Source organism: Winogradskyella sp. R77965, from assembly GCF_044594915.1.
Taxonomy (GTDB): domain Bacteria; phylum Bacteroidota; class Bacteroidia; order Flavobacteriales; family Flavobacteriaceae; genus Winogradskyella.
In genome coordinates, this window is record NZ_CP138990.1 from 2,548,694 (window position 1) to 2,573,287 (window position 24,594).

21 protein-coding genes and 1 tRNA gene are annotated in these 24,594 nt (G+C 33.0%); 15 read left to right on the forward strand and 7 right to left on the reverse strand.

Annotated elements, in window-relative coordinates; translation table 11 throughout:
• Nucleotides 1-70: 70 nt before the first annotated feature.
• Nucleotides 71-505: a ribose 5-phosphate isomerase B gene (gene rpiB, locus SJY34_RS11375; RefSeq protein WP_400075733.1), complete on the reverse strand. Its 435-nt coding sequence runs from the start codon at nt 503-505 to the stop codon at nt 71-73.
• Nucleotides 506-1,179: 674 nt separating this feature from the next.
• On the opposite strand from rpiB, the gene SJY34_RS11380 reads away from it, so the two are divergent.
• From SJY34_RS11380 to SJY34_RS11405, 6 genes are all read left to right on the forward strand, one after another.
• Nucleotides 1,180-2,229: a T9SS type A sorting domain-containing protein gene (locus tag SJY34_RS11380; RefSeq protein WP_400075735.1), complete on the forward strand. Its 1,050-nt coding sequence runs from the start codon at nt 1,180-1,182 to the stop codon at nt 2,227-2,229.
• Nucleotides 2,230-2,451: 222 nt separating this feature from the next.
• Nucleotides 2,452-4,647 carry a ribonuclease R gene (gene rnr / locus SJY34_RS11385; protein WP_400075736.1) on the forward strand — a complete coding sequence of 732 codons (2,196 nt, stop codon included), beginning with the start codon at nt 2,452-2,454 and terminating at the stop codon, nt 4,645-4,647.
• Nucleotides 4,648-4,726: 79 nt separating this feature from the next.
• Nucleotides 4,727-5,026 carry a YbjQ family protein gene (locus SJY34_RS11390; protein ID WP_400075738.1) on the forward strand — a complete coding sequence of 100 codons (300 nt, stop codon included), beginning with the start codon at nt 4,727-4,729 and terminating at the stop codon, nt 5,024-5,026.
• 55 nt (nt 5,027-5,081) lie between these two features.
• Nucleotides 5,082-5,765 carry a LysE family translocator gene (locus tag SJY34_RS11395; RefSeq protein ID WP_400075740.1) on the forward strand — a complete coding sequence of 228 codons (684 nt, stop codon included), beginning with the start codon at nt 5,082-5,084 and terminating at the stop codon, nt 5,763-5,765.
• Between the two features lie 26 nt (nt 5,766-5,791).
• Nucleotides 5,792-6,448, forward strand: a complete 657-nt coding sequence (locus SJY34_RS11400; protein ID WP_400075742.1) for a hypothetical protein — start codon at nt 5,792-5,794, stop codon at nt 6,446-6,448.
• A gap of 22 nt (nt 6,449-6,470) precedes the next feature.
• Nucleotides 6,471-7,004, forward strand: coding sequence for a GldL-related protein (locus SJY34_RS11405; protein WP_400075744.1), 534 nt, complete (start codon nt 6,471-6,473; stop codon nt 7,002-7,004).
• Between the two features lie 141 nt (nt 7,005-7,145).
• On the opposite strand, the gene SJY34_RS11410 is transcribed toward SJY34_RS11405, so the two are convergent.
• Nucleotides 7,146-7,216 (reverse strand) — tRNA-Cys (locus tag SJY34_RS11410).
• A gap of 40 nt (nt 7,217-7,256) precedes the next feature.
• Complete coding sequence (gene folB / locus SJY34_RS11415) at nt 7,257-7,628, reverse strand: dihydroneopterin aldolase (RefSeq protein WP_400075746.1); 372 nt, start codon at nt 7,626-7,628, stop codon at nt 7,257-7,259.
• A gap of 65 nt (nt 7,629-7,693) precedes the next feature.
• Between folB and SJY34_RS11420 the strand changes: the two genes are divergently transcribed.
• A complete protein-coding gene (locus SJY34_RS11420) occupies nt 7,694-9,703 on the forward strand; it encodes a glutamine--tRNA ligase/YqeY domain fusion protein (protein WP_400075748.1) in 2,010 nt (669 codons plus the stop codon).
• A gap of 112 nt (nt 9,704-9,815) precedes the next feature.
• Nucleotides 9,816-10,298: a DUF1761 domain-containing protein gene (locus SJY34_RS11425; RefSeq protein WP_400075750.1), complete on the forward strand. Its 483-nt coding sequence runs from the start codon at nt 9,816-9,818 to the stop codon at nt 10,296-10,298.
• Nucleotides 10,299-10,347: 49 nt separating this feature from the next.
• Here the strand turns inward: SJY34_RS11425 and SJY34_RS11430 are convergent, their stop codons facing one another.
• Both SJY34_RS11430 and SJY34_RS11435 read right to left on the reverse strand, forming a co-directional pair.
• Nucleotides 10,348-10,869 carry a hypothetical protein gene (locus SJY34_RS11430; RefSeq protein WP_400075751.1) on the reverse strand — a complete coding sequence of 174 codons (522 nt, stop codon included), beginning with the start codon at nt 10,867-10,869 and terminating at the stop codon, nt 10,348-10,350.
• On the reverse strand, nt 10,862-11,791 hold the full coding sequence (locus SJY34_RS11435) for an SPFH domain-containing protein (RefSeq protein ID WP_400075753.1): 930 nt from the start codon (nt 11,789-11,791) through the stop codon (nt 10,862-10,864). Before SJY34_RS11435 ends, SJY34_RS11430 begins: the two co-directional genes overlap by 8 nt.
• A 95-nt stretch (nt 11,792-11,886) precedes the next feature.
• Between SJY34_RS11435 and SJY34_RS11440 the strand changes: the two genes are divergently transcribed.
• Nucleotides 11,887-12,564: a hypothetical protein gene (locus SJY34_RS11440; protein WP_400075755.1), complete on the forward strand. Its 678-nt coding sequence runs from the start codon at nt 11,887-11,889 to the stop codon at nt 12,562-12,564.
• Here SJY34_RS11440 and gltX read toward each other — a convergent pair.
• Entirely contained in the window at nt 12,561-14,075 is a 1,515-nt protein-coding gene (gene gltX / locus SJY34_RS11445) for a glutamate--tRNA ligase (protein ID WP_400075757.1), read from the reverse strand. The genes SJY34_RS11440 and gltX overlap by 4 nt on opposite strands.
• A 338-nt stretch (nt 14,076-14,413) precedes the next feature.
• On the opposite strand from gltX, the gene SJY34_RS11450 reads away from it, so the two are divergent.
• The 5 genes from SJY34_RS11450 to SJY34_RS11470 all read left to right on the forward strand — a co-directional run bounded on the left by SJY34_RS11450 (nt 14,414) and on the right by SJY34_RS11470 (nt 22,074).
• On the forward strand, nt 14,414-18,007 hold the full coding sequence (locus tag SJY34_RS11450; protein WP_400075759.1) for a DUF4175 family protein: 3,594 nt from the start codon (nt 14,414-14,416) through the stop codon (nt 18,005-18,007).
• Complete coding sequence (ybeY, locus tag SJY34_RS11455) at nt 18,000-18,407, forward strand: rRNA maturation RNase YbeY (protein ID WP_400075761.1); 408 nt, start codon at nt 18,000-18,002, stop codon at nt 18,405-18,407. Before SJY34_RS11450 ends, ybeY begins: the two co-directional genes overlap by 8 nt.
• A gap of 85 nt (nt 18,408-18,492) precedes the next feature.
• The gene (mnmG, locus tag SJY34_RS11460) at nt 18,493-20,364 is read left to right on the forward strand and encodes a tRNA uridine-5-carboxymethylaminomethyl(34) synthesis enzyme MnmG (protein WP_400075763.1); all 1,872 of its coding nucleotides are present in this window, start codon (nt 18,493-18,495) and stop codon (nt 20,362-20,364) included.
• Nucleotides 20,365-20,442: 78 nt separating this feature from the next.
• On the forward strand, nt 20,443-21,300 hold the full coding sequence (locus SJY34_RS11465; protein ID WP_400075765.1) for a class I SAM-dependent methyltransferase: 858 nt from the start codon (nt 20,443-20,445) through the stop codon (nt 21,298-21,300).
• 210 nt (nt 21,301-21,510) lie between these two features.
• Nucleotides 21,511-22,074, forward strand: coding sequence for an OmpH family outer membrane protein (locus SJY34_RS11470; protein ID WP_400075767.1), 564 nt, complete (start codon nt 21,511-21,513; stop codon nt 22,072-22,074).
• Nucleotides 22,075-22,109: 35 nt separating this feature from the next.
• On the opposite strand, the gene SJY34_RS11475 is transcribed toward SJY34_RS11470, so the two are convergent.
• Nucleotides 22,110-23,267, reverse strand: coding sequence for an ATP-binding protein (locus tag SJY34_RS11475; protein ID WP_400075769.1), 1,158 nt, complete (start codon nt 23,265-23,267; stop codon nt 22,110-22,112).
• An 86-nt stretch (nt 23,268-23,353) separates the two neighbouring features.
• Between SJY34_RS11475 and SJY34_RS11480 the strand changes: the two genes are divergently transcribed.
• On the forward strand, nt 23,354-24,544 hold the full coding sequence (locus SJY34_RS11480) for a phosphoglycerate kinase (RefSeq protein WP_400075771.1): 1,191 nt from the start codon (nt 23,354-23,356) through the stop codon (nt 24,542-24,544).
• Nucleotides 24,545-24,594: the final 50 nt, after the last annotated feature.

A 24,594-nucleotide genomic window follows, 5' to 3' on the forward strand; every position in this document is an offset into this window, starting at 1 on the left:
GTAGTCGAGACCTTATTCATATATTTTACTTAATAATCCTCTCGACTACACTCGAGATAACAGATTGAATCTAACATGATACCGGAATCTTATCCACACGGTTTTGATGACGGCCTCCTTCAAACTCAGTTTCTAAAAACGTATCCACCATTTTTATGGCTTGTGGTATAGACGTAAAACGTGCTGGAATACAAATAATATTTGCATTATTATGAAGACGCGTTAATTCTGTGATTTCACTCGTCCAACAAACGCCAGCTCTAACATTTTGGTATTTATTTGCAGTCATAGCAACACCATTTGCACTACCACAAATTAAAATACCTAAATCTACTTTATTATTATTAACATCTTTAGCAACAGGGTGTACAAAATCTGGGTAATCTACACTATCTAAAGTATCTGTACCATAATTAGTAATGGTGTGTCCTTTAGCTTCTAAATGTTTTACAATAGCAGTTTTATAATCTGGTCCTGCGTGATCGTTTCCTATTGAGATTTTCATAATCTAATTTTAGTGTCATTGCGAGCAAAGCGCGGCAATCTGTTTAATTATACTTATTACAAAGTTAATAATTACGTATAAGTATGTATAACTTATAACCGCTTACTTATCCATAAGTTTTAAGTTTACAAACTTTGTTTTTTATAAGCATTTATAATCTCTGTTCATAAGTAGAACTAAAAATGATGAGTACTTGTTAATAACTGTTTACAAGTCTTTAAAACTAAAATTAGGTTTATCTAATATTTTTTACAAACCAAAACACTGTTGAAATAACCTAATTAGTTAGCTATTTTTTTCGAGTGAGTTATTAATAACTCTTATAGAGGAAATGAACACTGTTTTATAAAAAACATATGAGTAGTTTCTATTAACAACAGATATTAACAACTGTGTATATAATTTTAAATACCTTTTAAAATGAAGTAGTTAGAAATAAATTTAATGTTAACTACCTATTAAGTAAATATGATAAGTTACTTATCAAAACAAAACCTAAAAAAGTTATAGCAACTATTAACAGACTATAATAACCACCATTTTATTTTTTAAATTTTAAAAGAAAAATGATAATATGTATATATGTGTTGATAACGTTATTTTTCATTCTTTAAACGAATAAAAGCTTCAATTAAATAAGATACTAATAAATTCGTCTTACAATTTCCTTTAGCATGAAAAACATACTTCCATTTACCTTATTATTACTAATTTTTATAAATTTAAATTTAAATGCTCAAACTTATGTACCAGATAATAATTTTGAACAAGCACTAATTGATTTAGGTTATGATACGGTCTTAGATGATTATGTTGATACTTCTAGTATTAATTCGGTTACCCAATTAAATGTTAGTAATAAGAATATTCAAGATTTAACTGGTATTGAAGACTTCAATGCATTAACTATATTAAATTGTGCTAATAATCCTAATCTCAATGCTTTAAACATTGCAAATAATACAGCTTTATTACAGCTACATACAAGTTATACTAGTATTAGTAGTTTAGATATAAGCAACTTAATTTTATTACAACAATTATCGTGTAATGGAAACTCTAATTTAACAAATTTAGATATCAGTAATAATACAGACTTAGGAATTTTATTTATTAATGAAACTAATATTAGTGCAATAGATGTAAGTACCAATACGGCTTTAAATTATTTAGATTGTAATACTACTAACCTAACTAGTTTAAACCTTAGTACTAATATAGCTCTAACGAGATTGTATTGTCAAAACACTAATATAGGTAGTTTAGATCTTAGTGCTAATACTAGTTTAGACCAACTATATTGTGCTGATAATCCTAATCTAAGTAATTTAAATATTAAAAATGGTAATAATACTAATGTGACACTTTTTAATGCAACTAATAATCCAAATTTGACATGTATAGAAGTAGATGATGAAGATTATAGTAATACTAATTGGCCGAATAAAGATATTGGAGCTATGTACAGTAATGATTGTACAAATTTAGGGATAGTTGATGTTGAAAGATTTAGTTTAGAAATATATCCAAACCCTGTGAATAACATTCTATTTATAAAGAGTAAAAATTCAATCGATAGAATTGAAATACTCAACTTTCAGGGAAAGAAAGTAACGGTTATAAACTCAGATAAAATTAATATGTCTTCGTTATCATCAGGTATTTATATTTTAAAAATAAAGTCTGGTAATACTGAAACCTTTAAAAAGATAATCAAGAAATAACTTTGGTTTAAATAATCTTTGTAGTTCCATTTAACTAAGACTTTTTTTATAAAAAGTATAAAAATTTTACAGTACTTTTCCATTTATTTAACGGTTACTAAACACTATTAAATAATTAAACCGTAGCTTTGCATAAACTTAATAACTTCACTTCCACCTATATTAAGTTTAAAATGAAGAATTCCTAACACTTTTAGGAAAAGAATATGATTACAAAATTAAATGACAAGAAAGAAAAAAAGGAAATCATCAAAAAATAAGATTTCCAACCTTACAAATACAATCTTAAGTATTTTAAAAAAAGAGAGAAACAAATCCTTTAACTATAAACAAATTGCTGCTAAACTCGGCGTTAATGACGCTAGTAGCCGCAATCAGATTATAAAGAAACTTCAGCAACTTAAAGCTAAGCAAGAGATAGAAGAAGTAGAACGTGGTAAATTTAAAGCCATAGTTAATACAGAATATCACACAGGTATTTTAGATCTAGCCTCTAAAGGAAATGGTTATATCATTTCAGATGAATTTGAAGAAGATGTATTTATTGCATCAAATAATATAAACAAAGCTTTAGATGGTGATGAAGTAGAATTCTACGCTTATAGACGTAAACGAAGAGGAAAACAAGAAGGAGAAATTACTAATATTATAAAACGTGCTAAAAGTGAATATGTTGGCACCATTCAAATTCAAGATAAAAAGAACTTTGCTTTTGTAGTAGCCGATAGCTCTAAGATGTATAAAGACATTTTTGTACCTATAAATAAAACTAAAAAAGCAGAAGATGGTGATAAGGTATTGGTATCACTTACCGATTGGCCAGAAAAAGCGGATTCTCCTTATGGAAAAGTTATAGAGGTTCTAGGAAAACCCGGAGAACATAGTACTGAGATTAATTCTATTATGGCAGAGTATGGTTTACCATTAGAATTTCCTCACGAGGTAGAAGCTTATGCTAATAACCTAGATATTTCTATTAAACCTGAAGAAATCGCAAAGCGTCGCGATATGCGTAAAGATTTAACCTTTACTATAGATCCTAAAGATGCTAAAGATTTTGATGATGCCTTATCGTTTACAGTATTGGATAATGGCTTATATGAAGTCGGAATCCATATTGCAGATGTATCTCACTACGTTATACCAGGAACGGTTTTAGATGATGAAGCTTATGAACGTGCAACCTCGATTTATTTAGTAGATCGAGTGGTACCAATGTTACCGGAACGTTTATCTAATGGTGCTTGTTCATTACGACCACATGAAGAAAAGTATACCTTCTCTGCGGTATTTCAGATGAATGATAAATGTGAAATTAAAAACGAATGGTTTGGTAGAACAGTAACTTATTCTGACGCCCGTTTTGCTTACGAAGAAGCACAAGCTGTTATAGAATCTAAAACTAATGAAATCCCACAAGAAGTCTCATTAACTGGTAAAACTTATAAAACAGACCAAGCTATTGCAGATGCTATTTTAAAACTAGATGAATTAGCCAAAAAAATGCGTTCACAGCGTATGCGAGAAGGAGCAATTTCTTTTGATAAGGTTGAGGTAAAATTCAATTTAGACGAGGAAGCAAATCCAGTTGGAGTGTTCTTTAAAACTAGTAAAGATGCTAATAAATTAATTGAAGAATTTATGTTATTAGCTAACCGAAAAGTATCTGAATTTGTTGGAAAACAAAAACCACAAAAAACATTTGTATATCGTGTACATGACGAACCAGATGAGTCAAAGCTAGCACAGTTACAAAATGTGGTGAGTCGTTTTGGGCATAAACTAAATTTTAGAGACAAAGGAAGTATTGCATCATCTTTAAATAATTTACTTAAAGATGTTGTAGGAAAGAAAGAACAGAATCTAGTGGATACACTAACGATTAGAACAATGTCTAAAGCAGAATATACGACTCATAATATTGGACATTACGGATTAGCTTTCGATTATTATAGTCACTTTACTTCACCTATTCGTCGTTATCCAGATGTGATGGCGCATCGTTTACTACAACAGTATCTAGATGGTGAAAAATCTGCTAACGAAGATGTTTACGAAGATAAATGTAAGCACAGTAGTAACATGGAATACCTTGCCACCAAAGCAGAGCGTGATTCTATAAAGTACATGCAAATTCGTTTTATGCAAGATCATCAAGATGAAGAGTTTAAAGGAGTGATTTCAGGTGTAACAGATTGGGGAATTTATGTAGAAATAATTTCCAACAAATGTGAAGGTATGGTGAGTGTAAGGGATATGAAGGATGATCATTATCAGTTTGATCAAGATCAATACGCTATGGTTGGAAGAAATTCTGGTATAGTTTATCAACTTGGAGATGAGGTCGTGGTTAAAGTAAAAAACACTGATCTCGTGAAAAAACATCTCGATTTTTATATGGTTGGTAAACCAAAATAAGTTAACAGTCACAGTTTTCAGTTTACAATCTTGAATAATTGGTGAAAATTAGTGAAATTCGTATCAAAATAAATTCATAATGATTCTAACCACAACAAACTCAATAGAAGGTTATAAAATAATAGACTACTTAGGTATCGTAACAGGAGTAGCTATCAATAAAGAGACTTTAGCTATGGGATTTAGTGTATCTAAGTATTATAATAAAATACAGAACAGTATAGAAACTATAAAAGAAGAAGCATTTCAGAATTTAAGAGATAATGCCTCAAAACTTAAAGCTAACGCAGTTGTAGGAATTAAAGTAGAGGTAGAGTTTACAACTAGCAACTATCCTATTGTTTCTGTAACAGGAACTGCAGTAAAAGTTGCTATCTAACACATCAGTAAATTCTTATTTGGATTTATTACATTTGTGTAAACCTTGAGTTTACATGTTTGATGATATCTTAACAGCCATTCCTTTTGGAATAATATTAGCCTTCACTATAGGTCCTGTTTTTTTTGTGCTATTAGAGACCAGTGTAACAAAAGGTTTTACAAGTGCTTTTGTTTTTGACTTAGGAGTAATCCTAGCTGATATCGTTTTCATTTTAGTAATTTTTAAAAGTACCGATACACTTCTAGATAAAATAAAGGATGATCCTAAACTGTTAGTTTTTGGTGGTGTTTTACTAGTTATTTATGGACTTATAAGTTTCATTAAAACCTCAAAATCTTTCAGATCTATCTTAAGAGAACATCATAGAATTGAGCTTCCAAAAAAAGACTACGGCAAACTTTTTATAAAGGGTTTTTTACTGAATTTTATCAACATTGGTGTACTTTTAGGCTGGCTAGGATTTATTGTTATTGGTACTTCAATTACAACTTCAGAGAACGGTGATGTTATTTTTATTACTACCATGTTAATTTCATATTTGGTAACTGATATTTTTAAAATTGCCGCAGCCAAGCGTTTAAGAAGTAAACTTACTCCAAGACGTATTTTTAAAACTAAAAAGATTGTAGCATTGGTCATCCTTGGTTTTGGTATTATTCTGCTTACTCAAGGGTTATTTCCTGAGTTATATGAAAAGAGTAAACAACAAATTGATAAAGTAAACCCATTAGATTAATTTTTTTAACTTTTAAACTAGATATTATGAAATTTCACATAAGTATTATTGTATTTATTACGTTAGTTTATTCTGGTTATTCGCAAGATGAATCAGCTCAATCAAAACATTATGTTTTAAGCGAGTTTACACCTGGATCTATTCTAATGAAAGATGGTTCAAAGCAAACGGGTGTTTTAAATTATAATGCTCTTGCTGATAATTTTGCCTTAAAAAAAGATGATGAAGTGTTGGCGCTTTCTACAGCAGTAATTGCTCAAATAGATACAGTTTATGTAGCTAACAAAAAGTTTTTTAGAAAAGATGATAAGTTTTATGAACTTTTATTAAAATCCGATGTCGAATTATATGTAGAATATAACTGTAATTTATCAACATCTACTGAAGGAAGAAATGGTTATGGTAGTTCTTCACAAACATCTTCTTCTGGAGCTCTAACCGCAATAAGAAATCAGGGTAATCTTTATAACTTGGAGCTTCCAAAGCTTTATAAAGTAACCTTAGATATAGAATACTTAATAAAAAAAGATGATACACTCACAAGAATAAAAACCGTAAACCAGTTCAAAAAAGTTTATACAGACAATAAAAAAGAGATTAAAAAATATAGGAAAAATAATAAAGTTAAAGTTGAATCCCCTTTAACGGTTAAAAAGTTTGTAGAACATCTAGAGAGCTTATAAAATCCATTAGATTAAGGGTTATTTGAAAGAATTAAGTAAGAAAATATTAACTCTTCCAATAAGATTAGCTCTTGTTATTTTAATTATTGGAGCGTTGTTTAAAATTATGCATTGGCCGTATTCTAGAGAATTAATGTTCCTTGGAAGTATCGCTATTGGTGTAATCTATCTAATCCGATTTTTTAACAAGAAGCCAAAATTAAGATTGGACTATGTAAAATTAGCTTTAGTAATAATATGGGTGTTTAGTTATTTTATAAATGTTTTCCACCTTTATAATATCCCTTACGTCATAGAAGTTTGTTTAATTATTTTGTTTATATGGTGGTATGCAGAAGAAGGTTTTACCTATTTTAAGAATAGAAAATTTAAGAAAAAAGGGTTAGTAAGAGTGATGTACTACATTCTACTAGTAATTGGATTGACCACGTTTCTATTTGGTTTGCTTTTTAAAATACAACATTGGCCTTATGATTCTCTACTATTTGTGTTAGGAACATTAACGTTATGCCTAATTCTAGTCATAGATTATTTTGTAATTGAACGAATATTTTGATGATTTTAAATATAAAAGAGACACTTTTTAATGTCTTTTTTATTCTAGAGATTTCGAGCGGATTCGAACCGCATACACATTACTCTAAATTTTTCTAAAATTTAAAGTAAAAAACCTTCAACATCTGTTGAAGGTTTTTAGAGGTGTCGAGCGGATTCGAACCGCTGTAGATGGTGTTGCAGACCACTGCCTAGCCACTCGGCCACGACACCTTATCGAGAGGGCAAATATATAAATATTTAGCTTTTTACACTAGTTACTAATGCTTTTTCGCTTTTGAGAGAGTTTAATAGTCACCATTTCAACATCACCACCAATAGGAGGATTAATTTTACTAACAGCAACAACAGCTTTAGAGACTAATTTATCTTCGTTGAAAATTCTGTTCAGTATGCGCTGCGCAACAGTTTCAAGTAATTTTGAAGGTCTCAGCATTTCTTCTCTAACCACTTTATTTAAAAAAACATAATCCACCGTGTCTCCAAGATTATCGGATTCAGCAGAAGCACTTAAATCGGCTTTAATCTCTAAATCTACTCTATAATCACTACCAATTGCCGTTTCTTCTTTTAAACAACCATGATGTGCAAACACACGTATATTTTTAACTTTTATGACTCCCAAAGCATTTAATTTTAAGCAAATATATTACACTAATATTTAATAACTTTGTTGCCTATTTTAATAATATGTCAGAAGAAACAAAATCACTCAACTTTATTGAGCATATCATAGAAGAAGATATAGAAAATGGCTTAGCAAAAGATAAGCTTCGTTTTCGTTTTCCACCAGAACCAAATGGTTATTTACATATTGGTCACACAAAAGCTATTGGTATTAGTTTTGGTCTAGGAGAGAAGTATAATGCACCTGTAAATCTTCGTTTTGATGACACCAATCCCATCAAGGAGGAACAAGAGTACGTAGATGCAATAAAGCGCGATATCGCTTGGTTAGGTTATCAATGGGAAAATGAATTATATTCTTCAGATTATTTTCAAAAGTTATACGATTGGGCCGTTAAAATGATAAAAGATGGCAAAGCATACGTAGATAGCCAATCTTCTGAAGCTATGGCAGAGCAAAAAGGAACTCCGACACAAGTTGGTGCAAATAGTCCTTTTAGAAATAGAAGTGTTGATGAAAATTTAGACTTATTTCAACGTATGAAAGCTGGGGAATTTGAAGCCGGTACACACGTTCTTCGCGCCAAAATTGATATGGAAGACCCAAACATGTTGATGCGAGATCCAATTATGTACCGTATTTTACATGCACATCATCACAGAACAGGAGATGATTGGTGTATTTACCCAATGTATGATTGGACCCATGGCGAAAGTGATTATCTCGAACAAATCTCACACTCCTTATGTTCTCTTGAATTTAAGCCACACAGAAAACTTTATAATTGGTTCAGAGACCATGTTTACGAATACAGCAAGGATAAATACCCTTTACCACCAAAACAGCGTGAATTTGCACGTCTAAACCTTAGTTATACAATAATGAGCAAGCGTAAGTTATTACGTTTGGTCGAAGAAGGTGTAGTTTCAGGATGGGACGATCCGCGGATGCCAACAATTTCGGGTTTGCGTCGTAGAGGCTATACACCGAATTCTATTCGAAAATTCATAGAAAAAGTTGGTGTTGCTAAGCGCGAAAATATAATTGATGTTTCGCTTTTAGAATTTTGTATTCGTGAAGATTTAAATAAAACAGCAAATAGAGTTATGGCTGTGTTAAATCCTGTAAAAGTGGTTATTACTAATTACCCTGAAGGTAAGGAAGAGTGGTTAGAAGCAGAAAATAATCAAGAAGATGAATCTGCGGGATATAGAAAAGTACCATTCTCTAGAGAAATTTACATTGAGAAAGAGGACTTTAGAGAGGAGGCTGGAAAAAAGTTTTTTAGGCTAAAACTAGGCGGAGAAGTTCGATTAAAAAATGCCTATATCATTAAAGCAAATGACGTTGTAAAAAATGATAAAGGAGAAATAACAGAAATACACTGTACTTATGATACTGATACATCAAAAAGAGTAAAGGGAACTTTGCACTGGGTATCAGTTAAACATGCCATCACTGCAGAAATAAGAGAATACGATCGTTTATTTAGTGATGAATCACCAGATGGTCATGCAGACAAAGATTTTATGGAGTTTATAAACCCAAATTCTTTAACCATTAAAAAAGGATTTTTAGAGCCAAGTTTAGCAGACGTTGAGGTGGGTGAGCAGTTTCAATTTCAGCGTATAGGTTACTTTAATGTAGACGATGATTCTAAACCTGACAAACTAGTATTTAATAAAACAGTTGGTTTAAGAGATAGTTGGGCAAAGCAGAAACCCAAATCACAAAACAATAATAAACCCAAGCCACAGCAACAGAGATCTGCACTAAGTGTAATTCAGCAACTTGGTAAAAAGTACACCAACCTACCTGAAGAAAAACAAATAAAAGTAAAAGCAGAGATACAAGAACTAGCTAAAAATGTCACATATGAAGAACTAGAACCTCTGTTTGGTACAGCTGTAAAAAAATCAGGTACTCGTATCGCCGTATTGATTGCATTGAAAATATTGCTTAAAAATGGCTTAGATCGAAATGATGCTATTAATAATTTTATTGATAAGGCAAAAGACGATAAAAATGAATTATTGGTTGCTGAAGCTTTGAATATTGGGCAGAATAATTGACGCTAAATGATCTGTTATAACGGGTTATATTATAAATAAACTGAAACCTCTAAAAAGTCGACTTAGAGGTTTTTTTGTACATTGTATTATACTAACCAATAAATCAAATCATATGGAAATTAATTTTTTAGCAGTTTTAGTTGCTGCGCTTGTGCCAACAGCACTCGGATTTTTGTGGTATAATCCTATACTTTTCGGTAACGCATGGATGAGAGAAGCGGGTATGACGGAAGAGAAAATAAAAGGTGGAAATATGGCCGTTATTTTTGGTGTGTCACTACTCCTTGCTATTTTACTTTCATTCTTTACTCAGTTTTTGGTAATTCATCAAATGGGAGCATTAGGAATGGTTGGTGCTGAAGTTGAAAAAGCCTTACCATCTTATGGAGCATTTATGGCAGATTATGGAAATGCGCATAGATCTTTTGGTCATGGAGCTATACATGGCGCGATGGCAGGGATATTTTTTGTTCTACCATTATTTGGAATGAACGGTCTGTTTGAACGTAGATCCTGGAAATATATTTTAATAAATGTTGGCTACTGGACGTTAACCTTAACGATTATGGGTGCTATTGTTTGTGGATGGGTTTAAAAAATAAACACAATTAAAAAAAGCCTGAGTTTTATACTCAGGCTTTTTTTTAATCTTCAATTTGTTCTACTTCAACATCATCGTCAGGTATATCTAGACTGGTTTTAAATTCAGGAAGAACCATATCTAGCATCGCTTTGTTTTTAAGCTGTTTCGCCTCTAAAAACCACCAAAAACCATCAGTTTCATTGTAAATACCTAAAAGATAACTTTTAGATTTAATACGCTGATTAGCCATTTTCATTTGGTTATAGCCCTCAATTACACAGCGGTATTGACCCTGTTCTTCAACAATTTCTGAAACACTTATAATATCAGCTTTCTCAAATTTAAAACCCTGAGCTTTCATAGTGTCAAAAGTACTTTCAAGCAAGGTAAGCGCAGCGTCCTCTCCGCCCATCATGTCCACTACTTTTGGAAGTGTATGTTTTAAAACGGTTTTAAAATCCATTTCCAAGGTTGCCTTAGACGTAATTTGTGCATCACTTAAAGCATCTTCTTTATTTTGAGAAAACACACTTGCACTTGATACTAGTAATACTACAAGCATTATTTTTTTTAATCTATTCATCTTTTTTATTGTTTTTAGCGTTCTTCATTGCTTCTCCAATTTGGTTGCTAGCAGTAAAACTTGCAACCATATCATTAAGCATTTGACTACCTGCTTGAGGTGAGTTAGGTAATAATATTAGATTACTATTGGTCTCTTGTCCAATAGACTGTAAAGTATCATAATGTTGTGTCACAACAATCAGTGCAGAGGCTTCTTGAGAGTTGATACCAACCTTGTTCAATACTTCAACAGATTCCTCTAAACCACGAGCAATTTCTCTTCTCTGGTCAGCAATACCTTGCCCTTGTAGACGCTTACTTTCTGCTTCAGCCTTAGCTCTTTCAACTATTAAAATACGCTGTGCATCACCCTCAAATTGAGCAGCTGTTTTTTCTCTATCAGCAGCATTAATTCTGTTCATTGCTGCCTTTACTTGAGCATCCGGATCAATATCTGTTACTAAGGTTTTAATGATGTCATAACCGTACTCAGACATATATTCTTGTAACTCTCTTTTTACGGCGATAGCAATATCATCCTTTTTAACAAAAACATCATCTAATTTCATTTTAGGAACTTCAGCTCTAACAACGTCAAAAACAAAAGATGTAATTTGATCATGCGGATAATCTAACTTATAAAAGGCCTCATATACTTTCTCTCTAATTACTTTATACTGAACAGAGACCTTTAACTTTACAAAAACATCATCCAAAGTCTTGGTTTCAATGATAACGTCTAATTGTTGAATTTTTAAAGTTAGTTTACCAGCAATACGGTCTACGAGTGGAATTTTTAATTGTAATCCAGAATGTCTAATACTCTGGAATCTACCAAAGCGCTCTATAATGGCAGCAGTTTGTTGTTTCACCACAAAAAATGATGAGATTAAAATGATTAATCCAAAAAATATAATTGGAACTAGAATAAATTGACCCATAACACGTTTTTTTAAAGTTAAATATTACAAAACACTAAAAGTAAGTAATATTAAATTATTTTACTTAGGTTTGTTGTAATCAGCTCTAAAATCGCATGAAAAACACAAAACACTTCCTATTCGTAGCTATATGTATAAGTTTTGTTACAATTGGTTACACTCAGCATAAAAACTATAATATAAAAAACGGTATTGGTCTTCAAGGTGGAATTACACTATTTGACATCACTACTGATAATTTTGAAACTAAAAGTAATTCTGGTTTTATTGGAGGAATGGCAGCTTCAGTAGATATTCCGCACAGATGGTATAATGTGAGTTACAATATTCAATTATCTCAAAACCATGTTGATATTAACGCCGCATCTCTTGGGAGCCTAACTAACGAATTTGTGGAATATAAAATGCTTACAGCAAATATTGCATTTTTGTTTCATATAAAATTACTTGGAAATAATTTGACACTAGACGCTGGTCCAATGTTGCAATATAACAGTGGATTAGAGCTTAAAGATGATTCTAAAGAGGGCTATATAATTACAGGTTATGATAACCTATTAACTGAAGATATAAGAGAAATTTCTAATTTTAATGCTAATGGAGCCGTTGGTTTGTCTTTAGGGTTAAGAAGATTAAAGCTCCGAGCACAATACATTTATGGTTTTACAAATATTTTGGGCAAATTAAATGACCAAGATCTAAATGTTGGAAATAACGATAAGTTTAAAGGGAACCAATCATTAATGGCCTTTACGGCTATTATTACCTTCTAAAATGAATTGACGGCAATTTCTATACGCTTTATACTTTCGTCTTTTCCGATCATAAACATAATATCAAAGACGTCTGGCCCTTGCAATGCACCAACCAAAGCTAGACGCAAAGGCATCATTACCTTACCAAAACCAATTTCCTTAAATGTAATCCATTCTTTTATAGAAGTTCTTAAGGTTTCTGCAGAATCAGCTTCGGTTTTTTGAATTACAACAACCAACTCATTCATTAGGTTGTCTGTGTTGTCTTTCCAGGCTTTTTTAGCTGCTTTTTCATCATAATTTGTAGGTGCTGTAAAAAAGAAATGACTCAAGTTCCAGAAGTCACTAACAAAAGTGGCGCGCTCTTTAATTAAACCGACCACTAAAGCAATGTAGTTTATATCTATTTCAGCTAATTCTGGTTGTGATGATTTAAATTTTTCAGCTAAACCTATGTCCAACTGTTGTTGCATGTAGTGATGATTAAACCATTTGGTTTTATCCGGATCAAATCTTGCACCAGCCTTATTTACTCTCACTAAATCAAAATCTTTAACTAATTCCTCTAAACTAAATATTTCCTGTTCTGTTCCAGGATTCCAACCTAAAAAGGCTAAGAAATTAACCACAGCCTCAGGGAAATAGCCATCTTCTTTGTAGCCTCTAGAAACGGTTCCGTCTGGCGCAGTATATTCTAATGGAAAAACAGGAAAGCCTAATTTATCTCCGTCACGTTTACTTAATTTTCCTTTTCCTGTTGGCTTAAGAATCAATGGTAAATGTGCAAATTCTGGTGCTTCCCAGCCAAAAGCATCATATAAAAGTTGGTGTAATGCCAAAGAGGGTAACCATTCCTCGCCACGAATTACATGCGTAATTTCCATTAAGTGGTCATCAACAATATTGGCTAAGTGATAAGTTGGCATACCATCACTTTTAAATAAGATTTTATCGTCAAGTACATTGGTGTCAATAGAAATATCACCACGGATAATATCCTTTAAATGTAAAGTTTCATCTTGTGGTGACTTAAAACGCACTACATAATGTTCGCCAGCTTCTATTTTTGCTTGTGTTTCTGCTTCTGTAAGTATTAAAGAGTTTACCAAACGCCCTTTTTCACGATTATGCCAATTGTAAATAAAGGTTTTACCTTCAGCTTCATGCCCTTTTCTGTGAGCATTGAGTTGTTCAGAAGTATCAAAAGCGTAATACGCATTTCCAGAATCAATTAACTGATCTGCATATTGCTTGTATAAATGTTTACGCTCGCTTTGTTTGTAGGGACCAAATTTTTCGTTCTTTCCAGGCCCTTCGTCAAAGGGAATTCCACACCAATTCAAGGAGTTTACAATATAGTCTTCAGCGCGTTCAACATAGCGGTTTTGATCGGTATCTTCAATTCGAAGCACAAAATCACCACCATGCTTTTTCGCAAACAAATAGTTAAATAAAGCGGTTCTTACTCCACCAATATGTAAAGGTCCAGTTGGACTTGGCGCAAAGCGCACGCGTACGTTTTTAGACATAATCGTAAATTAAGATGCAAAGATAGTTTGATAAGGATTGAGAACAAAGAAAATAGAATTCATATTAGAAACTAATCTACAATCATAGTTTTTGGAACGCGCTTATTCATAATTTCAATCCATAACGGCGGAATCATAGCCAAAACCATTGAGGCAGGATAACCACAAGACACTTTGGTCTTTCATCGAAAATTTCTTTTTCATTCCTATGAAAACAGGAATCTTTTAATAATTTGAGCCCAATTTAACACTCAAAACTTCTAAATTAACAGAATCTTACCACATTTTACAAAATAGCTATTAAAATAAAATTGTAGATTAGTCAGTTAGAATAGTATATGAGCAATTTCGAAACCATAAAAAGCAAATTAGAACAGTTTATTAAACGGTATTATACCAATGAACTACTAAAAGGGGCCATCTTATTTTTTGCCATTGGCTTATTATATCTTATTGTAACACTTTTTGTGGAATATATGCTTTGGCTCAACCCAACCGCACGAACAATTTTGTTTTGGACATTTATTGCGGTAGAAATCGGTTTATTTATAAAGTTTGTAGCAATTCCGTTGGCACACTTATTTAAACTCAGAAAGGGAATTAACTATGAAACCGCCTCTAAATTAATAGGTAATCATTTTCCAGAAGTTAATGATAAACTTTTAAATGTGCTGCAGCTGAACCAAAATTCGGTGCAATCCGATTTATTGATTGCCAGCATAGAGCAGAAGTCACAAGAACTGCAACCAATTCCTTTTAAATCGGCAATAAACTTTAAATCAAACACTAAATACTTAAAATACGCAGCAATTCCGATTGCAATTATTTTGTTATCGGTTTTAACAGGGAAAATAAACTGGTTTAGCGATAGCTATGAACGTGTAGTAAATTATCAAACAGCATATGAACCACCTGCGCCATTTCAATTTTTTGTAGTTAACGAATCACTTCAAGCAATTGAAAACAAAGACTTTAAGTTAAACGTTTCTACAATTGGAGATGTGATTCCTGATAATGCTCAGATTAAATTTAATGGTCAATCTTACTTTTTACAGCAATTAGCGCCTGGCGAATTCCAATATACATTTAGCCTTCCGAAAGAGCCGGTTGAGTTTACGCTATCAGCAAACGATGTCGTATCTAAGCCGTACGTTTTAGAAGTTGTTAACACACCTAATCTTGTGAATTTTGAAATGGTTTTAGATTATCCATCACACACTAAAAAACAAGATGAGGTTTTAAAAAGTACGGGTTCTGCTGTGATTCCAGAAGGCACAAAAGTGACATGGAGAGCCAAAACAAAATCTACAACAGGAGTTCATATTTATGCTGAAGACACCCTAAGTTTTATACGTAGTGAAGCAGATAATTTTGAAGCTTCAAAGCGATTGTATAAGAATTACAATTACAGCATTACCACTAGCAATAAAAACTTAAGGGATTATGAGAATTTGGCATACAACATCAATGTGGTTAGAGATATTTATCCAGAATTAAGTATTAAGGTTCAAAAAGATTCAATAGACAACCAAAGCCTATATTTCTATGGTCAAGCCAGTGACGATTATGGCTTGAGCAAGCTTCAATTAGTATATTACCCTTCTGAAGATGAATCTAAAAAGGTGGTTGAGCCAATACCTATTTCTAAATCTAATTTTAGTGAATTTGTAAGTGCATTTCCCAATCAGTTGAACCTGGAAGAAGGAGTAAGTTATGAATTGTATTTTGAGGTCTTTGATAATGATGCGCTTCACAATTATAAACGCACTAAAAGTTCTGTTTTCAGTTACCGCAAACGCACTAAGGAAGAGGAAGAACAGAAACAACTCAATGAACAGAATGAAACCATAAAAGATATTAGTAAAACTTTTGACAAGCTTCAAGAACAAGATAAGAAGCTTGAAGAATTCTCTAAAACACAGAAGGAAAAAGAACAGCTTAATTTTAATGATAAAAAGAAGTTTGAAGATTTTCTAAAACGCCAAAAGAATCAGGAGCAATTGATGAAAAATTTCAACAAAAAACTTCAAGAAAATTTGGAAGAATTTCAAAAGGACGAAAAGAAAGATGACCAATTTAAAGAAGATTTAAAAGAACGTTTAAAAGAAAACGAAGAGCAGCTTAAAAAAGACGAGAAACTTTTAAAAGAGCTTGAGGAGTTAAAAGACAAAATCAACAAAGAAGAGTTTACACAAAAACTCGAAGAATTAGCTAAGCAAAACAAAAATAAGAAGCGCAGCATGAAGCAGCTCTTAGAGTTGACCAAGCGTTTTTATGTGATGAAGAAAGCTGAAAAGATTTCGAAGCAACTAGGGGACTTATCAGAAGAACAAGAAAAGCAATCTGAAAAGGGAAAAGAAAACACAAAAGAAGCTCAAGAAAAATTAAATAAGGATTTTGAAAAGCTTCAAAAGGATATAGAGGAATTAAGAAGTGATGACAGAAAGCTTCAGAAACCAACGAAGGTTCCGACAGATAAGTTTCTAGAGGACGAAATTAAATTTGATCAAAAAGAAGCAAAGGAAGCATTAGAGAAGAAGGAAGAAAATGAAGGAGAACAGAAACCACAGGAAGCAAAAGAACAAGAGCAAAAAGCTAAGAAAAATCAAAAGAAAGCTGCTAAGAAGATGAAGCAAATGAGCGAGATGATGAAGAAGATGTCCGGAGGCGGAGGTAGTGGAAACCAAACTGCTGAAGATATAGATTCGCTAAGACAGATTTTGGAAAACCTATTGCTGTATTCATTTGACCAAGAGGCTCTTATGAATATATTTGATGATATTGACATTAATAATAATAAATACGGAAAGTATATTATTGAGCAAAGTAATCTTAGGGAACACTTTGAGCATATAGACGATAGCTTATTTTCCTTATCGCTTAGACAGCCTAAAATTTCAGAAAAGGTAAATTCACAAATCACAGATGTTTATTTTAACATAGACAAGGCGCTTAGCCAACTAACAGAAAACAGATTATATCAAGGTGTGTCTTCACAGCAATATGCGATTACAGCCAGTAATGAATTAGCGAGTTTTTTGAGTGATGTGCTAGATAATATGGAAATGTCTATGAACCCATCTTCAGGTCAAGGCGGTGAAGGCGGAGAACAACTTCCAGATATTATTATGAGCCAGGAAGAACTTAATAAACAAATGGAAGAAGGGGTTAAGAAGAGCGAACAAGGTAAAGAAGGAGAGAAGTCTGGTGAGGGAGAAAAACCAGGTGAAGAAGGCGAAAGTGGTAAAGAGGGTGAAGGGAAAAAACCTGGTGAACAAGGGCAATCTGGCAAAGAAGGACAAAGCGGACAGAACGGAAAAAGTGGTCAACAACAAGGAAAAGATGGAGAAGGAGGACAAAGCGGTGAGAATGGAAGCCAGAACGGAGAAGGGAATCAAGGAGGAGAACAAGGCAAGAATGGAAAGGAAGGCAAGGGAGGAAAGAATGGTAAAAATGGAGGTAATGGATCTGACGGAGAAGGTGAAAAAAATGATGGTTATGGAGAAGGTGGAAGTGAAGAGCAGAATGGTGAATTGTTTAAAATTTATCAACAGCAACAACAATTACGGCAAGCGTTAGAAGACCGTTTAGCTAAAGATGGAAAGATTGAATCTGCTGGACAACTAATTAAACAGATGGAAGAGATTGAGCTTGATTTATTAAACTCGGGTTTTACCAATCAAACACTTCAAAAAATGATGGATGTACAACATCAATTATTAAAATTAGAAAATGCAACTTTTATGCAGGGCCAAGACACCAAGCGTAAATCTCAGACGAATAAAAAGAATTTTAATCAGACGAATCAAAGTCAAATACCAACGGCTAAGCAATATTTTAATACTACAGAAATATTAAATCGTCAAGCACTACCTTTGCAGAATCATTTCAAGAAAAAGATTCAGGAGTATTTCAAAAAAAACAATGATTAGTTTTAATTACGAAATCGATTTTATTTTAGAAAACGAAGCACAGTTTTCAAATTGGATTTCAAAAACCATTATAGAAGAAAATTGCAAAGAGGGCGAGATCAGTTACATCTTTTGTTCGGATGATTATTTGCATAAACTTAATGTGGATTTTTTAGATCACGACACTTTAACCGATATTATTAGTTTCGATTATTCGGTAGGAAAAGAACTACATGGCGATATTTATATTTCAGTGGATCGCGTAAAGGAAAATGCACAGGATTTTGAGGTCGTATTCGAAGACGAAATTGCAAGAGTTATGATTCACGGAGTATTGCATTACTGTGGTTATAAAGACAAATCCAAAGACGACGAATTGCTTATGCGCTCTAAAGAAGATTACCACTTAGCCAAGCGTTAGAGAATATCATCATTTCAACGTATCTTTGCGGACTGAAAATTTTAAAACCTAAATTGTTCCACGTGGAACAAAAGAAAATCGAATTATGTTTAATGATGTTTATGATGTTATTGTTGTAGGTGCTGGTCATGCAGGAAGCGAGGCTGCAGCAGCAGCTGCAAATATGGGGAGCAAAACATTGTTAATTACAATGAACCTTCAGAACATTGCACAGATGTCTTGCAATCCGGCTATGGGTGGAATTGCCAAGGGTCAAATTGTAAGAGAGATTGATGCACTTGGTGGTTATAGCGGAATAGTTTCAGATACATCTGCTATTCAATTTAAAATGCTCAACAAATCAAAAGGACCTGCGATGTGGAGTCCAAGGGTGCAATCCGATAGAATGCGTTTCGCTGAAGACTGGAGATTGCTTTTAGAGGGAACACCAAATCTTGATTTCTATCAAGAAATGGTTTCGGGTCTAATTGTTGAAAACGATAAAGTTGTTGGAGTAAAAACGTCACTAGGAATTAAGGTTAAAGCAAAAACGGTTGTGCTAACCAATGGAACATTTTTGAATGGCTTAATTCACATAGGTGATAAAAATTTTGGTGGAGGAAGAGCTGGTGAAAGAGCAGCAACCGGAATAACAGAACAACTAGTAAATCTTGGTTTCGATTCTGGAAGAATGAAAACCGGAACACCTCCAAGAGTTGATGGGAGGTCATTAGATTATTCTAAAATGATTGAACAGCCAGGAGATGCTAATCCAGAAAAGTTTTCATATTTAGACACTACAAGTGTACTTAAAGAGCAGCGGTCTTGTCACATGACTTATACTAGTGAAGAGGTTCATGATTTACTAAGAGAAGGTTTTGATCGTTCACCAATGTTTAATGGTAGGATTAAAAGTGTTGGACCGAGATATTGTCCCTCCATTGAAGACAAGATTAATCGTTTTGCCGACAAGGACAGACATCAATTATTTGTTGAACCTGAAGGTTGGAATACTGTTGAGGTTTATGTTAATGGGTTCTCGACATCGTTACCAGAGGATGTTCAGTTTAAGGCATTGCGTTCTGTTGTTGGTTTTGAAAACGTAAAATTCTTTAGACCGGGTTATGCTATAGAATATGATTATTTTCCGCCAACGCAATTAAAGCATACACTGGAAACTAAGTTGGTGGATGGTTTATTTTTTGCTGGCCAGATTAACGGAACAACAGGTTATGAAGAAGCTGCATCTCAAGGGCTCATGGCGGGTATAAATGCAAGTTTACAGGTTCAAGAAAAAGAAGCTTTCACACTACAAAGAGACGAAGCTTATATAGGTGTTTTGATTGATGATCTAATCACTAAGGGAACGGAGGAGCCGTACAGAATGTTCACGTCTCGCGCAGAATACAGAACTTTGTTAAGGCAAGATAATGCTGATTTTAGACTAACACCAAAAGGATATGAAATAGGTCTAGCTTCAGAAAAGCGCCTAAGACGGATGGAAGAAAAACAATCTAAGTCTGATGCTTTTGTACAGTTTTTTAAGGATACTAGTGTAAAACCAGAAGAGGCAAATCCAGTTTTAGAATCTAAGAATTCGTCTCCTGTAAAGCAACAAGACAAGATGTTTAAGTTGTTTGCAAGACCTAATATTACAACCGAAGATGTTCGTAAATTTAAAGCTGTTGAAAATTATATTCAGGTAAATGAATTGGATTCGGAAGTCATAGAGCAAACTGAAATTCAGGTAAAGTATGCTGGGTATATTGAGAAAGAAAAGAACAATGCGGATAAATTAAATCGGCTTGAAAATTTAAAAATCCCTATTGATTTCGATTACCATAAGTTAAAATCAATGAGCATGGAGGCTAGGCTGAAATTAACCGAAATTAAACCGGTTACTATTTCTCAGGCCTCTCGAATTAGCGGTGTTTCGCCTAACGATGTTTCAGTATTGCTGGTTTATTTGGGGAGATAAATCTCAATGTTCCACGTGGAACAACGATGCTATATTTAATGCCTTTTTCATTCTGAACCCTATTCAGAATCTATTTGTATGAGTAATAAACCAAAACATCTAATTGTAAAAGACCATTCTGTTTCAGGAGAAGAATTTCAATTATTACATAATAAGGAATTAGATATGCTAGAAACATATCCGCATCCAGAAGGAGAAAAACTTTCAGATTATTATAAAAGCGAAGACTACATTTCGCACACTGACACGAAACGAAATTTACTTGAATATGTTTATCACACCGTGAGAGAAATTTCTTTAAAAAGAAAATTGAAATTAATCAACTCATTCAGCTCGGAAACCAAAAACCTCTTAGATATAGGATGTGGTACAGGCGACTTTTTACAAACTGCTTTAAAAGCTAATTGGAATATTATTGGAATTGAGCCCAATGAAAAAGCAAGACAAATTGCAAATTCTAAAACCAGCAACTCGGTTTTTGAAATAGAATATTTATCAAAACTACAAGCTCAAAGTTTTGATGTGATCACACTGTGGCATGTCCTTGAGCATTTGCCAAATTTAGAAATGCACACAGCATTGTTTAAGCATCTGTTAAAACCAAACGGAACTTTGGTAATTGCAGTTCCCAATTTTAAAAGTTATGATGCTAAATATTATAAAAATTATTGGGCAGCTTACGATGCGCCAAGACACCTTTGGCATTTTTCTAAAACCTCAATTTCAGAATTATTTAAAAAGAAAAATTTAAAATTGGTAAGTGTTTTACCAATGAAATTTGATGCTTATTATGTGAGCTTACTTTCTGAAAAATACAAATCTGGATTCATGAATCCTATTAAAGCATTTTGGATTGGATTTAGATCTAACCAAAGAGCAAAACGCTCCAAAGAGTATTCGTCTCATATATATGTCTTAAGAAATGATAATACGTAATATAAAGAACTCTGTTTTTAAATTGTGAGTCTAAACACCTAAGACAACAGAAAAAATTTAAGTGCGCTTAAAAGGCTTTATTTAATGTCTTTTTCTATAGAAAACAATAATACGTAGTAAGTGTTTCTATAGAAAACATCAATACCAAAAAAATTGAGAGAAACACAACCTAAGTTTTATACATTTGCAAAAATTAAATTGAAATATAAAATGAAGAAAATAATTTTAAGTCTATTGGTTTTAGTTTTAGCGGCATCTTGCCAAGAACAGCAAAAAATTGCTTTTGTAGATAATGGTCAGGTAATTGAAGATTACCAAATGAAAATTGATATGGAGGCTAAATTCAAGAAACAAGATGAAGCTTACAAAAGAAAAACGGATAGTATTGGACAAGCTTATCAACTAGATGCTCAACAGACACAATTAAAATTAAGTAGTCTGTCACAAAAAAAGCAGCAAGAAGGTTCACAGCAGTTCAGCCAAAAATGGCAACTTATTCAGCAACAATTACAATACGAGCAGCAACAAATGGAACAGGCATTTAGTAAAGAAATGGATTCAGTAATTAAAAGTGTCAATAAATTTGTCGAAGGCTATGGTGAAAAGAACGGTTATACATTCATTTTAGGTAAAAATGCTGCTGGTAGCGTTATGTTCGGAAAAGAAGAAAAAGATATTTCTGAAGCAGTAACCAAAGCTATCAATGATGATTACAATGGCAAAGATTCAAAAGAAGATGCAACTGAAACAACTGAAAAGGAAGAAGATAAATAATAATTAAATTACCATTTATTTACAAGCCAAGCTCTTTATGCTTGGCTTTTTTTATGCAACAATCTTGTAAGTTTTATAGATAAATCTGTAAGAATAATCTTAGAATTACCATTGCGCTCAATATGATAAATAGCATCTTGTAATTCATCGGAGATTTCTAAAATATTAGAATCGTGAACAAAAGGCGCAAATTTTTCAAGTTTAAAACTTTCAGATTTAGGTTCTAAATAAACCAACTCGCTTGCTTTATAATTTAAAAGTAATGCTTGTCTAAAATAATTCAAACAAAAGGCTAAGAACTTCTTCTGAGTTTCGCGCCCAGTCTTAGCAATTTCCTCAGACCAAGACATTAAATCGCGAATGGCACTTTTATTTCCTTTTGCCTTAAAAGCAGAGCGTACCCAAATCACAAACCATTTTTCAAACTGAATATCCTCACTGTCTTGATAAATTAAATCACAAGCTTTGTTGTAATTGCCATTAGCCTGATGCGCAATTTTAGTAGCTACGGATTGTTCAATATGATAGTTTTTAACTAATGCTTGTGCAATAACATCTTCAGCCAATGGTGGAAAATGTAAAACCTGACACCGTGAACGTATCGTATTAATAATTTGCTCTTCATCTTCTGCAATAAGGATAAAGATTGTCTTTTCTGGCGGCTCTTCAATTAGCTTCAGTAGCTTATTAGCAGATGGAGTATTCATTTTTTCGGCCATCCATATCAACATTATCTTATAGCCACCTTCGTAAGATTTAAGAGATAAAGATTTTACAATTTCTAAGGCCTCATCCACACCAATTTGCCCTTGTTTATTATCTACACCAAGTAATTTATACCAATCAAATAGATTTCCGTAAGGTTGTTGATCCAAAAGTTGTCGCCATTCTTCTAGATAAAAATTAGAAACGGGTTTGCTTTTCACCTTATCACTTGTTGTAACCGGAAATGCAAAATGAAGATCTGGATGCGAAAAATTCTTAAACTTTATGTTACAATAGGCATTTCCGTCTGTATTCTCTCCATTTTTATTGCCGCAAAGTATATATTGAGCATAAGCCAATGCCATTGGAAGCGTCCCAGACCCTTCTGGACCTACAAATAATTGAGCATGTGCAATTCTGCCTTTATCAACACTTGTTGTAAGGTGATTTTTGATGTGTTTTTGGCCTAAAACTTCAGAAAATTGCATAAAGCAAAACTATATAAAAAATTTATGTTTCTAATCTTTATATTTGTTCATCAAAATAAAAATTTTTCACACCTTATTTTTCACTCATGAAGACATTAAACGATTTTAACTTCCAAGATAAAAAAGCACTAATCCGAGTAGATTTCAATGTACCATTAAATGATAATTTCGAAGTAACAGACGCAACAAGAATTGTATCGGCAAAACCAACTATTATTAAAATTTTAGAAGATGGTGGTAGTTGTGTTTTAATGTCACATTTGGGACGACCAAAAGGTGTGCAAGATGAATTTTCTTTAAGGCATATTATTCCAAAAATCGAAGATATTCTAGGAGTGGAAGTAAAGTTTGCAAGTAATTGTGTTGGAGCTGAAGCTGAAGAAAAAGCAGCAGCATTACAATCGGGAGAAATATTATTACTTGAAAACCTACGTTTTCATGAAGAGGAAAAACAAGGAATCAAAGACTTTGCAGAGCAGTTATCTAAACTAGGCGATATTTATGTGAACGATGCTTTTGGTACAGCACACAGAGCGCATGCCTCAACAACTATTGTAGCTGAATTTTTCCCAGAAAACAAATGCTTCGGCAATCTTTTGGCTAAAGAAATTGAAAGTATTAAAAAGGTGATGGAAGATGGGGAGAAACCAGTCCTAGCAGTACTTGGTGGGGCAAAAGTGTCTTCAAAAATAACGGTTATTGAAAATATTTTAGATAAAGTTGACCATTTAATTATTGGCGGAGGAATGACATTTACCTTTATTAAAGCTCAAGGAGGTCGTATAGGAGATTCTATTTGCGAAGATGATAAAATGGAATTGGCTTTAGATATTTTAAAACAAGCCGAAGCTAAAGGTGTTAAGATTCATTTGCCAGTAGATGTGATTGCAGCAGATGCTTTTAGTAACGATGCCAATACACAAGTAGTAGATGTAAAACATATCGCAGATGGATGGCAAGGTCTTGATGCTGGTCCTAAATCGCTAGAAATTTTTGATACCGTTGTAAACGAGTGTAAAACCATTCTTTGGAATGGTCCACTTGGAGTATTTGAAATGGAAAGTTTTGCTAAAGGGACAATTGCTTTGGGAGACTCTATTGCAAACTCAACTGAAAACGGTGCTTTTTCTCTAGTTGGAGGAGGAGATTCTGTTGCAGCAGTAAAACAATTTGGTTTTGAAAATAAGGTAAGCTATGTGAGTACTGGAGGTGGGGCTATGTTAGAGAGCTTAGAGGGTAAAACTTTACCAGGAATTGCCGCCATATTAGGTAAATAGCAAAAAAATACTATTTTTAGCGTCTCCAACGTTCTAATTGCGTTGCATAT

Excerpts from the sequence above, each read along its gene's own strand:
- rpiB (WP_400075733.1), bottom strand. The coding sequence starts at position 505 with ATGAAAATCTCAATAGGAAACGATCACGCAGGACCAGATTATAAAACT.
- SJY34_RS11380 (WP_400075735.1), top strand. The coding sequence starts at position 1,180 with ATGAAAAACATACTTCCATTTACCTTATTATTACTAATTTTTATAAAT.
- rnr (WP_400075736.1), top strand. The coding sequence starts at position 2,452 with ATGACAAGAAAGAAAAAAAGGAAATCATCAAAAAATAAGATTTCCAAC.
- SJY34_RS11390 (WP_400075738.1), top strand. The coding sequence starts at position 4,727 with ATGATTCTAACCACAACAAACTCAATAGAAGGTTATAAAATAATAGAC.
- SJY34_RS11395 (WP_400075740.1), top strand. The coding sequence starts at position 5,082 with ATGTTTGATGATATCTTAACAGCCATTCCTTTTGGAATAATATTAGCC.
- SJY34_RS11400 (WP_400075742.1), top strand. The coding sequence starts at position 5,792 with ATGAAATTTCACATAAGTATTATTGTATTTATTACGTTAGTTTATTCT.
- SJY34_RS11420 (WP_400075748.1), top strand. The coding sequence starts at position 7,694 with ATGTCAGAAGAAACAAAATCACTCAACTTTATTGAGCATATCATAGAA.
- SJY34_RS11425 (WP_400075750.1), top strand. The coding sequence starts at position 9,816 with ATGGAAATTAATTTTTTAGCAGTTTTAGTTGCTGCGCTTGTGCCAACA.
- SJY34_RS11430 (WP_400075751.1), bottom strand. The coding sequence starts at position 10,869 with ATGAATAGATTAAAAAAAATAATGCTTGTAGTATTACTAGTATCAAGT.
- SJY34_RS11435 (WP_400075753.1), bottom strand. The coding sequence starts at position 11,791 with ATGGGTCAATTTATTCTAGTTCCAATTATATTTTTTGGATTAATCATT.
- SJY34_RS11440 (WP_400075755.1), top strand. The coding sequence starts at position 11,887 with ATGAAAAACACAAAACACTTCCTATTCGTAGCTATATGTATAAGTTTT.
- gltX (WP_400075757.1), bottom strand. The coding sequence starts at position 14,075 with ATGTCTAAAAACGTACGCGTGCGCTTTGCGCCAAGTCCAACTGGACCT.
- SJY34_RS11450 (WP_400075759.1), top strand. The coding sequence starts at position 14,414 with ATGAGCAATTTCGAAACCATAAAAAGCAAATTAGAACAGTTTATTAAA.
- ybeY (WP_400075761.1), top strand. The coding sequence starts at position 18,000 with ATGATTAGTTTTAATTACGAAATCGATTTTATTTTAGAAAACGAAGCA.
- mnmG (WP_400075763.1), top strand. The coding sequence starts at position 18,493 with ATGTTTAATGATGTTTATGATGTTATTGTTGTAGGTGCTGGTCATGCA.
- SJY34_RS11465 (WP_400075765.1), top strand. The coding sequence starts at position 20,443 with ATGAGTAATAAACCAAAACATCTAATTGTAAAAGACCATTCTGTTTCA.
- SJY34_RS11470 (WP_400075767.1), top strand. The coding sequence starts at position 21,511 with ATGAAGAAAATAATTTTAAGTCTATTGGTTTTAGTTTTAGCGGCATCT.
- SJY34_RS11475 (WP_400075769.1), bottom strand. The coding sequence starts at position 23,267 with ATGCAATTTTCTGAAGTTTTAGGCCAAAAACACATCAAAAATCACCTT.
- SJY34_RS11480 (WP_400075771.1), top strand. The coding sequence starts at position 23,354 with ATGAAGACATTAAACGATTTTAACTTCCAAGATAAAAAAGCACTAATC.